Origin of the sequence: Kitasatospora sp. NPDC048540 (genome assembly GCF_040651175.1) — a bacterium.
In the GTDB taxonomy this organism is placed as follows: Bacteria; Actinomycetota; Actinomycetes; order Streptomycetales; family Streptomycetaceae; genus Kitasatospora.
This window is the reverse complement of the sequence record NZ_JBEZIR010000056.1, coordinates 41,071-51,640: the sequence shown is the minus strand read 5'-3', so window position 1 is coordinate 51,640 and position 10,570 is coordinate 41,071. Positions and strand designations below refer to the sequence as shown.

Below are 10,570 nucleotides of genomic sequence, written 5' to 3'. Positions count from 1 at the left end.
GACATCTCGCTCAACCGCCCGGGAGCCTCGTTCGTTCTGCCCTCACCCCGACCGCCAGGCCATCACCCGATCGGTGCCCACCCTGAAAACGCTCAGTGTTCTGGGTGGCGACCGCGTCGTCCAGCACGGTGGAGTCCAGCGCCCGGCGGTGCTTGCCCTTGAGGACACCGGTGGCCTTGACGACCTCCCGCACGGCCTCGAAGACCCGGTCCGGCCGGGCGGAGCGGGCCAGCCGCCGACGGAAGTGGGCCAGCAGCGAGGGGGCGAACGCGGTGTCGTGGAGGCCCAGCCCGCAGGCGGCCTTTCACCGCAGGTCGCACCGCAGTTCCTGCACTGTCTCGAAGTCCGACAGCCCGTGCAGGGCCTGCAGCGTGACCGCCGCCGCAAGGATCTGCGGGGGCATGCTCGGGCGGCCGTTCGCGGACGGATACATGTCCGCGAACAACGCCGCCGGGAACAACACGCCACGGTGCTCGGCCAGGAACGCGAACACGCTGCCCACCGGGATCAACTCCCGGCACGTCTCCCGGACATCGGGCCCAACTGTGTCCCCGGCCCATTCCCCCATCGCCACGAGACGCAGTCTGGCTCCGCCGCACAGGCGGCGGAGCCAGAACCCAACATCTTCATCAGTCTTCTAGTGTCCGTGCTCGCCGTCGATAGGAGAGCTGTGGACACGCATGTGGACTGGTCCGGAGTCCGGGAACGCGTCATCGCCGTGGAGGAGGCCGAACGGCGGGCGCGTGGCTGTGAGATGTCTGGATTCCCGGTGTTCGAGCCTGTCCTGACACCCGCCGAGATCGCGGAGGTGGAAGCACAGCTCGGCGTCACGCTCCCCGACGAGTACCGCACGTTTGTGGCGGAGGTCGGGGCCGGCGGCCCCGGCCCGGCGCGCCACCTCACGTCGTTGTGCCGGATCGACGGGACATGGGATGGCTCTGGGACGGGGGGTACCACTGGCTGCCGGACTCCGGCGGGCCGTTCGTCGAGACGGAAGGCTGGGCCGACCGGCAGATGGCGACCCTGCGCGCCGCCGGGTACGAGCCCACGACCCGCGATGAGGACGACTACCTGGACGACTACCGCACCGTCTTCGGCGACGCCGGTGACGAGGCCTGGTACCTGGAACGCGGCCGGGGGGCGATCCTCATCAGCGACAATGGCTGCGGGATGACCGGCTGGCTCATCATCGTCGGCCCGCACCGCGGGGAGCTGCGCGACCGGGACTGTGCGACCAACCCGAAATTCACCACACCGGAACGGCGGGCCGCGGCTGTGCGGGTCGGTGGTGGTGGGGTGGGGGGATGTCGGATAGCTGTGGGTGTTTTCCGGCGGGGTATGGCTGTGTATTTCTATGGTTTCGGGTTGAGTTCAAGGGGTTTTCTGGTTTCTGTGGGGCAGACCTTCGGGCAGTGGGTTGCCTCTCGTGTTGCCTTTTTGGCGTGTTGTTGCTGGTCGAGGGCCTGTTTGGGAGTCGGGCGGGCGGGGGTGGGATGGGTGGTGGGGATCACGTGTGATGTGGGTCGTATGGCGTGTGGTGGCCGGGTTCTACGGTAGTCATCCAATCGCTTTCCGGAGTTGTTGCTGGTAGGCGGATTGTCTGGAGTGCGGTGCCGTTCGGGATTTCAGCGCTCTGGTTTGCCCGCGGTGCGGGTGTTGCGTTGTTTGTTCTTGGTCTTGATGGTTGAGCAACGGGCTCGGCCTGGTCGACTACTTCCGGAGGTATGTCATGTCCACTTCATCAAGGTCTGGTTCGCGTGGTCCGATGGGCCGAGGGCGGCGGCGTAGGTCGCTGGCGGCGGGGGGTACGGCGGCCGTGCTGGCGGCGGCGGGTTTCGCTGCCGTGGTGCCCGCGGCTCCGGCGATGGCCGCCACCAGCGGGTGCACCGGTCCCAGTGGCAGCGGCAACGTCACCTGTACTTTCGCCGACCCTGGCCAGAACCAGGTGTTCACGGTCCCGGCAAATATCGCCGAACTCAACGTCACCGCGATCGGCGGACCGGGTGGCGGTTCGGCCGGCGCCTCCGGAGGTACAGGGGCGAAGGTCACCGCGGTCATGCCGGTCACGGTCGGGCAGAAGCTTTACATCGACGTCCCGAGCGCCGCCGTGGCGGGAGGAGGCGGCGGGGCCGCCAACATCAAGAACACGTCCACGACCACGGGTAACAACTACTCCTACTACCACGCGACTTACGACCAGAACGGGTACCCCTCGGCTCCGGCGGCCGGTGCGGTCGATCCGCGGGTGATCGTCGCCGGAGGCGGTGGCGGGGCGGGCACCGGCTCAGCCGGGCCAGGCGCCGGCGGAAACGCGGGCATCAACAGCCTGGCGACTCCTCCTCAATCAACCTACGGCGTAGCAGGAACCTACGGGGACGGCACCTACGGGAATGGCGCTGGCGGTAATAACGGCGCCGATCTCAATGAGGGCTGCACCCCTTACGGGGGTGGCGGCGGGCCGTTGGTCCAGCGCCCCACCGGCGACGGCACGGCGAACGGCTCGCCCGGGATCCCCGGTCGAGGCGGCGCCGGCAGCACCTGCAGCAGTCTGTCGGGTGGCTCGGGAGGCGACGGCTGGGTCGGCGGTGACGGCGGCCGCTCCGGGGTTATTGACGGTGGTGGTGGTGGCGGTGGCGGCTCGAGCTACGCGCTGGGCAGCGCGGCCAAGAACGTCAGTATCACCACCGACACCGCTCGCGAGGCGCCGCAGGTGGTTATCTCGTACACCTACAAGCCCTACTCCGTCACCCGCAATGCCGACGGTACGTGGGGCGATTGGACGGCAGCCCCTCTGACCGGTCTTCCCCAGAATGGCATGCCCACCCAGGTATCAGCCACCGGTATGGACGACGGCTCCACCCAGTACGTCGCCAAGGGCACCGACGGGAACTTCTACCTCGCCCTCCACAACAGCGACGGAACCTGGTCCGGCTGGAACGCCCTCCCCGGTGTCGGCGGCAGCCCCAACTTCGGAGGCCCCGCCTCCGCCATCACCAACATCGGAAGCGGCAACTCCGTGGTCACCGCCGTCGGCCTGGACGGCAAGGTCTGGTACAACGAACGCTACGGCCCGAACAGCAGCCCCCACAACAATGGCGACTGGTCCGGCTGGACCTCACTCTCCCTCCCCAACGGAGCCACCGCCACCAAGGTCGCCACCAGCATGGACGGCCTGAGCCGCTTCTACATCATGGCGACCGGCACCACCACCGCCGGCGGAGTCACCACCACCAGCACCTACTTCAGCAGCAACCTCGGCGCCTTCAGCCAACTCGCCGGCCTCCCCACCAACTCCCCCACCGGTGACATCGCCCTCGCCGGCACCAGAACCACCAACGGCAACGGAACCCAGATGGCCGTCATCGACAGCATGGGCCAGATCTGGCACCAGATGCTCAAGCCCGACGGCACCTACACCGGATGGGCCAAGCCCGCCCAGCCCACCGGTGGCGCAACCCACCTCGCAGCCGTCGGCATGACCAACGGCGACGCCCAGTTCATCGCCACCAGCAGCAACGGCACCGTCTACCACAACATCCGCTACGGCCCGAACAGCAGCCCCCACAGCGACGGCAGCTGGTCCGGCTGGGGCGCCCCGGCCGGCCTCAACCACACCGGCACCTTCAAGGCCGGCCAGGTCGCCATCGCCGACACCGGCAACAACACCACCCAGACCATCGCCACCGCCACCAACTGACCCACCAACAGACCACAACGCATCCCCGGCACTCCTCACCGAGATCAAGAAGGCACCCCAGGCGGGCCCTCCCCACACGGGAGGGCCCGCCCCACGCGTAGACGCACAACACTCACTCCACACGCAGGTACACAAGAACCGACCCGGGGCCAGGACACGATCCAGGTAGCGGATCGTGATGGCGATCTTCTTCACCGCCGTCCGGTGCCGCACCTGCCGGTCCAGCTTGTCCAGGACCCGCAACGACACGACCAGGCGGACCGGACGACGTCCTCGCCCTGCGCGCGCCCGCGCTGCTGATCGTCCGCTGGGTGGGCTCAAGGAGTGTCGGACGGCGGCGCGGCCGGTGCCCGCCTTGCCGTTCCCGGCAGGGGCGATCCTGCGGCCCGTCACCTGTGGCACTGCTCGGGTGAACAGGGCCGGTCCGTGCCGGTTCTCCTGGTCACCTGCGGCGCCGTCGGCGTCTCGATCTGTCTGGCCGCTCTGCGCGCCCTGGCCGGGCGCTGTTCTGGGCGTGTGCTTCCTGTAGTGGAGGCCGGGAGCGAGGGTGGGCGATGGCGCCTGAGCCGAGGCGCCGGCCCGGCGGTAGGCCCTGGTCCCCTCGGGGTCAGGGCCTTCGCATTGTCGGGGTTTCAGCTGCCGGGGGCGGCTGGCTGGGTTCGTCCGGGTCGGGCGGGGGTGCCGTGTCGAGGTTCGTGATCCGTCATCACCGGACGCACAATGAGTTACCGATTGTGCTCTCCGTGACGGCCGGTCGGTCGGTTTCCCTGGCTTGCCGTGCCTGTGTACACCGACCGGAAGGATGACTTCGCGTGGCCGTCCGCCGCCCCTTCACCCGGGCGCCGTCTGTGTCCTGTTCCTCGATGTGCTCGCCGGGCCGTTCGGCCCGGCGGCCGGCGCCGCCGAGCCCGAGCCCGTGTCCGAGCCCGGGCAGTTCGGTGTCGTCGCGCTCGACGCCCTGGCCTACCTGGGCCCGGATTCGGTTCGGGCGCGGGTGTCCTACAGCTGTGTGGAGGACTCCGGGACCGCACTGACCGTCGCCTTCGAGCAGGAGCGCGCCGACGGCCTGGAGGCGGCCGGGAACGCCACGACCGACCAGGTCGTCTGCGACGGGCTGACCCGCAGCGTCACCCTCGATGTGGTGCGCAGCGAGGGCGGCGCCGAGTTCACCGACCCGGCCGTCGGCTGGGCGTCCGTCACACTGGCCGGCGACGAGGAGCCGGTCGCCGAGGAGGGGTTCGACGTCGGTCGTGAGGGCCGTTCGCTGGGGCGGAGCAACACCCGTTACCGGTGGAAGCGGGCCGTGATCCCCTACGAGATCGACCCGGCGCTGGCCGCCGACAAGTCGGAGGAGGTCAGGGCGGCGATGGCGCACTGGAGTTCGCGGACGCCCGTGGTCTTCGTCGCCCGCACGGCGGACAACGCCAGGTTCTACCCGGATTACGTGTCCTTCCGGCCCACGCGAGCAGCTGCAACTCGTACGTGGGGCGGATCGGCGGCGAGCAGGCCGTCAACATCCCCACCTGGTGCACGACCGGCAGCATCATCCACGAGGTCGGCCACGCGGTGGGTCTGTGGCACGAGCAGTCCCGGCCCGACCGCGACAGCAACGTCAAGATCGACCTCACACCCGTGAAGGAGTCCTCGCGGCACAACTTCGCCAAGCGCGACGACGGCACCTTTGACACCGCCTACGACTTCGGGTCGATCATGCACTACGGGCCGAAGGCGTTCTCCGGCAACGGCGCGGACACGATCACGCCGCTCAAGCCGCTTCCCCCCGGTACCGTGATGGGCCAGCGCGAGGGCCTGTCGGAGGGTGACATCCAGGCCGTCGCCGCCATGTACCGGTAGCGGCCGCGCCGCGCCCGCCCCACCGCCGGCACTGCAGCGCCGGCTCGGCGCACGTCCGCCCGGACCTGACCCGGGGCGACGTCTTCCATACCGGCGTCACCCTGGCACCGGTCCGCGAGATCCCCGTGAGCATCACGGGGAACGGCGCGGGAGGCCGGGCGGTGATCAGGTCCGGGTGTGGTGCTCGATGTCCTCCTGGAAGTCGTCCAGGGCCTTCGGGGTGAGGGTGGGGCGGGTGTCGGCGATCGCGGCGAGGAAGTCGTCGGTGGTGGCCGGGGTCCCGGTGCGGTGTGTGATTTCGCGTTCGAAGGCGTGTTGGGCGCCTTTGCGGGCGGCGTACTCGATGTCGGCGGGGGTGAACATCTCGCTGGCGGTGACCAGTTGGCCGACCTCGATGACCGGGGCGGTGGGGCCGAGGTAGCGGCGCCAGATCGCCTCGCGGGCAGCGGGGTCGGGCGGGCCGACCGGGATGATGTAGTCGAACCTGCCCGGGCGCAGGAACGCCGGGTCCAGGGTGCGCAGGGAGTTGGTGGCGCAGACGAGCAGCCGGTTGTCGTGGTCGCGGAACGCGGGGATGAGTTTGAGGAGTTCGTTGGTGACGCCGTGTCCGGGGTCGACCGCGTGGCCGGAGCGGGCGGCTGCGATCTCCTCGACCTCGTCGATGAACAACAGGACGCTGTCCAGCTCGGCCAGGTCCGCGAACGCGTCGCGCAGCGAGGCGGCGAGTGCCCCGTCGGAATCGGCGGCCAGACGGGAGGGGAAGAGTTCCACGAACGGCCAGCCGAGGCGGGAGGCGATCGCCTTGGCGAAGGTGGTCTTGCCGGTGCCGGGCGGCCCGAACAGGACGACCGCCTTCGGGGGGCGGACGCCGTAACGCTCGGCGACCTCCGGCTCGGCGAGCGGCAGAACGATGCGTTTCTCGATGGTGTCCTTGGCCTCGAACATGCCCGCCAGCTGCTCCCACAGGCCGCGCGGCAGGACCCGGCCGCCGAGCTGGGCGAGCAGTCCCGCGTCCTGCGCCCCGGCGGGCTCCAGTTTCTCGTAGTAGACCAGACCGTCCAGGCGGCGGTAGCCGGAGTTCTCCAACGCGGTGGTCCCGCTCGAGCCTGGGGTGAGGACCGCGCTGATCCTGCGTACTCCGCGATCGCGCAGCTGCCACTCGACCTGGGCGATCAGGGCACTGCCCAGTCCGCGGTTGCGCCACGCACCGGACAGGGCCGTGATCAAGATCCAGCCACGCTCGCCCTCGACGCGGGCCACGGCCATCCCGACCAGTTCCCCGTCCACCACCGCGACCACCGCGGGCTGGCCCGCACGGGCGGCCGACACGACCTCGGAGACCGGGAACACGGCAACGGACAGGTCGGCCTGCAGACCCTGGTCCCACAACCGGATCGCCTGGTCCAGGTCGTCATCATGGAAGTCCCGCAAGCGCCACACCGACATGACCGCCTCCTCGTCCTGGAACCATGGTGTGCCTGCCACCGGCCGCAACGCCTCCTCTCGGACCCCACGACCGGCGCCGGGGCCGGCCCGCATCCCGGCGGGGAGCGTCTTCGTCGACCATTGGCGGGCGTAGGCCCTGAGCCTGGATGCCGGCCGCTCGGCGCCAGTCGTACCGCGGTCGGCCTCCACGAACGCCCACAGCCGCACCGTGCCCCGACACCTGCGGGCCGGGGGCGTAGCAGTGGAGCAGCCGTCGGGGCGCACCGTCCCCTCCCGTCCCTCGGCGCAGCGGTGGTCCCGTCCCTCGGGTCGGCCAGGCGGGGGCGCCGGCCGTCACGCGCATGAGCATCCGGGCGATCGGCGGGTGGCCGTCTGCGAGGCCTGGAGATCGCGGATGGTCACGTCCGCTGGCGGGCGGCCTGCTCGCCGGTGTCGGCCAGGACGAACAGCAGCCGCGGGAGGACGGCGTGGTGCTGCCGCCTGGCCGGGGCTCTACGGGCGTGGTCCAGTTCTCGCGTCGGGTCCCGCTGCCCGGTGGCCCGCCGCCGATGGTTTTCGGGGAGTGCCCGACAGGGGACCTGGGGCCGGGGATACTGCGGGCATGGTCTTCTACGTGCTCGCTGCCCTGCTGTTCGTCCTGTTCGCGGCGGACATGCTGATCGGCCTCATCACCCGGGACAGGGGCGAGGGGTCGCGCTGGGAGAAGTGGCAGATCTTCGGCTACGGACCGCTGTTCGTGGCCGTCTGCCTGGCGCTGGCACTGGACGTCTCCCTCGAACCTGGCTGGTCGTGGGCCGCCCGACGTCCCGTTCTCCTCGGACTTCCGGTGGTGGCCGGTGTGTTCGGCATCGGCTGGTTCGTCACCTTTCGGCGCCGCCTGCGCGCGAGGAGGGCCGCCCGCGGGTGTGCGGAGCCGCCGACCTGACGCCTGCGGGTGGCGGGCGGGCCGGTGGCGAACCCCCGGGTGCGAGCGGCCCCTGCACCGCCCGTTCCCGCCCGCCCCTACCGTGGTGCGAGCACTGCGCGGCGTCCGTCAGGGCAGGCACAGCATGTGCGGCGGGCAGAGCTGATTCGGCCGCCAGGTGATGGTGACGGCCCCGTCGGTTCCGTTCGCACCGTCCGCTCCGGCGACGGCCCTGTCGCCGAAGGTGCCGTCGCCGCCGGGGCGGACCTTGTTCCAGGGGTCGCCGGCGTTGCCCGCGTTGCTGTCGAAGATGCCACCCTTGCCGCCTTCACCGCCCGAGCCTCCGGCTCCGCCCGGCCCGCCGTTGCCTCCGGCGCCGTGCTGGGCCGCGCCGCCCTGCCCGGCGGGGCCGTGCTCCCCGCGCAGGCCTCCGGCACCGGGCTTGCGTCCCTTGCCCGCGGCTCCGTCCCGGCCGGCTCCGCCGCTCCTGCCGTCAAGGCCCGGGGCCTTCGTGGGCTGCGCCTCCTTGTAGCCGCAGACCGACTTGCCGTGCCACAGTCCGCCGGTGCCTCCCTTGCCGGGGCTGCTGCTCCCGGCGCCGCCGCCTCCGGGAGCGCCGTTGCTGGTGGTGCCGTTGTCGCCGCCCCGGCCGGGCTGTCCGGCGTGGCCGGCGGTGCCGGGAGCGCCGCCGCGGCCGCCGTCCACGAGGGTCAGGAACTCGGCCGGCCCCGGCAGGTAGTAGAGCGGCCCGCCCGGAAGGCGGGGATCCATGATGAAGGTGTAGGTGCCGTCGGCGCCCGCGGTGGCCGTCCGTCCGTCACTGCCGCGCGTGCCGTCCGTGCCGCCGCCCCAGGCGGTGCCACCGCCCAGGCTGCCGCCGTCGTCGGGATCACCGCCGCCCTCGCCGGCCGCACCCCCGCGGCCGCCCGTACCGCCCCGCCCCACCGTGATCCGCAGGACGGTCCCCGGGTCGACGAAGGCGGTGCAGGTGACATACCCGCCGGAGGCGCCCCCGCCGCCCCCGCCGCCGGCCGAACCGCCCCCGCCTCCTCCGCCACCACCACCGTCGTCCTTGCTGGTGATCCCGATCGAGCCGCCGTTGCCGCCGCCCCCGCCCCCCGAGCCCCCGCCCCCACCGGCACCCCCACCTCCGCCGCCACCACCCGACCAGACCATCAGCGTGATCTCCCCGACGTCCGAAGGGACCGCGAACGTGTGCTCACCGGGACCGAACTGCACGCTGCGCACCTCGGCCGCCTCGGCGGCCCGGGCCGGCAGCGCCACCGCGCCCGGCAGCAGCGCCGCCGACAGACACAGCACCCCGGCCGCCGCGCCCGACCTGCGCAGCCGGGCGGGGCCACCGGACGGTCGGCCGTCGGTGCTGGTGCTGGTGCTGGTGCGGGTGCCGGGGCCGGGGCCGGTGGAGTCGGGGAGCCTGTCCAACCTGGCAGTGCTGGGGTCGGGGGCCATCTCGGGTCCTCTCGTCACGGGCGGGACCGGCCGGGCGCCGGGGGCTGACCGCCACGGGTCAAGGCATATCCGTGCACGAAGAGCTCGGCGGCGGCCGTTCGGCCGTGTGCGGAGACGTCCACCCGACCGAGTGGCCCGGCCCTGGCCCGGCCGGCCGGCCCCGGCCGCGCCGACGGCCCGGTAGGCCTTCCCACCGGGCACCCCCGGCCCGGCTGGCTCCCGTATTGCGGCGCTGGGCGGCGGGGGCCCCGGCGCCGGGTCAGTGGTCGGTCAGTGGTGGGTCAGTGCCGGGTCAGGCTGTCGGGGCATGCTGGTGGCACGCCAGGGGGCCGGTGGGTCCCTGGTCGGGAGAGGTGCCCGGAGCGGTTCATCGGGTGCCTGGCCAGCGATGGCCGAGCAGGGTCCTTCGGGGCCCGCGCAGGTTCGAATCCTGCCCTCTCCGCCTTCCGCCGCCGCGATGCTCCCGGTCGCCGGTGCTCTGCCGTCGCCGTGGTGTGTCCTCCTGCTCACCGCCCGGCCGGCTGCGCCCGGCGTCGTCGCGGCTGTGGCTGGCCGGCCTGGGTGGGTCCGGCGGGTGGTCAGGAATGGTGATGGGGCTCCGAAAACGGCCAGTGGCGTTCCAACTCCCCACTCTGTAGCAGGTCGAACGATGTGGGGAATCAGGTGAGCGGGAATCGGCCGGGCCGCTGGTGAGCGGGTCAGTAGGCTGCGGCCATGTTCGAATATCACGGCTGGATCAACGTTCAGGAGAGCGCCGGCGCCGACGATGAAGACGGCCGTCTGCGGGGGATCGTCGAGGGCATCGAGAGGCGTATCCGGGAGATCGACAGCCCGTATCTGCTTGACCTGCGATGGATGAACGGTCAGGCGTTCGTCCATTTCGGCGGCTTCTGCAACCACCGGCACGCGGAGATCGTGGAGTTCTTCGAGGAGGTCGGTGAGCGGGCTCCGGGTTCGTACGGCCTGCTGCATGTGCGCGACGACGAGGACCCCGCTCGGGGGAACGAGCTCCTCGTCGTCAGGTTGGCCCGAGGGCGGGTGAGCGAGCACTCGGAGCCGCTGCTGTCGCCCTGTATCCCTGTGCTGGAAGATCCGTTCGAGGGATAGGGATCCGAGGCGCTCGGACCCGCCACAGGCGGACGACGCTGGTGCTCCGTTGCGGGATGGTCGGGCGGGCGGCTTCGGGAGTGGCCGGCAGG

At 71.4% G+C, this 10,570-nt stretch carries 7 protein-coding genes and 3 pseudogenes; 7 read left to right on the top strand and 3 right to left on the bottom strand.

What is annotated here, in order from left to right:
• Positions 1 to 94 precede the first annotated feature (94 nt).
• Positions 95 to 568 (bottom strand): annotated as a pseudogene (locus tag AB0D08_RS22180) (transposase); the annotation flags it as partial.
• A 186-nt stretch (positions 569 to 754) separates the two neighbouring features.
• On the opposite strand from AB0D08_RS22180, the pseudogene AB0D08_RS22175 reads away from it, so the two are divergent.
• From AB0D08_RS22175 to AB0D08_RS22160, 4 genes and pseudogenes are all read left to right on the top strand, one after another.
• Positions 755 to 901: pseudogene (locus AB0D08_RS22175) on the top strand (SMI1/KNR4 family protein); the annotation flags it as partial.
• Positions 902 to 927: 26 nt separating this feature from the next.
• Positions 928 to 1,557 (top strand): hypothetical protein, encoded by a 630-nt coding sequence (locus AB0D08_RS22170; RefSeq protein WP_359890926.1) that lies wholly within the window; start codon positions 928 to 930, stop codon positions 1,555 to 1,557.
• A gap of 289 nt (positions 1,558 to 1,846) precedes the next feature.
• The gene (locus tag AB0D08_RS22165) at positions 1,847 to 3,697 is read left to right on the top strand and encodes a hypothetical protein (protein ID WP_149038375.1); all 1,851 of its coding nucleotides are present in this window, start codon (positions 1,847 to 1,849) and stop codon (positions 3,695 to 3,697) included.
• 1,290 nt (positions 3,698 to 4,987) lie between these two features.
• Positions 4,988 to 5,551: a M12 family metallopeptidase gene (locus tag AB0D08_RS22160; RefSeq protein WP_082526828.1), complete on the top strand. Its 564-nt coding sequence runs from the start codon at positions 4,988 to 4,990 to the stop codon at positions 5,549 to 5,551.
• 165 nt (positions 5,552 to 5,716) lie between these two features.
• Here AB0D08_RS22160 and AB0D08_RS22155 read toward each other — a convergent pair whose 3' ends face one another.
• Positions 5,717 to 6,997 (bottom strand): GNAT family N-acetyltransferase, encoded by a 1,281-nt coding sequence (locus tag AB0D08_RS22155; RefSeq protein ID WP_033822626.1) that lies wholly within the window; start codon positions 6,995 to 6,997, stop codon positions 5,717 to 5,719.
• A gap of 601 nt (positions 6,998 to 7,598) precedes the next feature.
• On the opposite strand from AB0D08_RS22155, the gene AB0D08_RS22150 reads away from it, so the two are divergent.
• Entirely contained in the window at positions 7,599 to 7,922 is a 324-nt protein-coding gene (locus AB0D08_RS22150; RefSeq protein ID WP_033822627.1) for a hypothetical protein, read from the top strand.
• 108 nt (positions 7,923 to 8,030) lie between these two features.
• Here AB0D08_RS22150 and AB0D08_RS22145 read toward each other — a convergent pair whose 3' ends face one another.
• Positions 8,031 to 9,371 carry a hypothetical protein gene (locus AB0D08_RS22145; protein WP_359890922.1) on the bottom strand — a complete coding sequence of 447 codons (1,341 nt, stop codon included), beginning with the start codon at positions 9,369 to 9,371 and terminating at the stop codon, positions 8,031 to 8,033.
• A gap of 347 nt (positions 9,372 to 9,718) precedes the next feature.
• Between AB0D08_RS22145 and AB0D08_RS22140 the strand changes: the two are divergent.
• Both AB0D08_RS22140 and AB0D08_RS22135 read left to right on the top strand, forming a co-directional pair.
• Positions 9,719 to 9,813 (top strand): annotated as a pseudogene (locus AB0D08_RS22140).
• A 272-nt stretch (positions 9,814 to 10,085) separates the two neighbouring features.
• Positions 10,086 to 10,478: an Imm7 family immunity protein gene (locus tag AB0D08_RS22135; protein WP_359890920.1), complete on the top strand. Its 393-nt coding sequence runs from the start codon at positions 10,086 to 10,088 to the stop codon at positions 10,476 to 10,478.
• Positions 10,479 to 10,570: the final 92 nt, after the last annotated feature.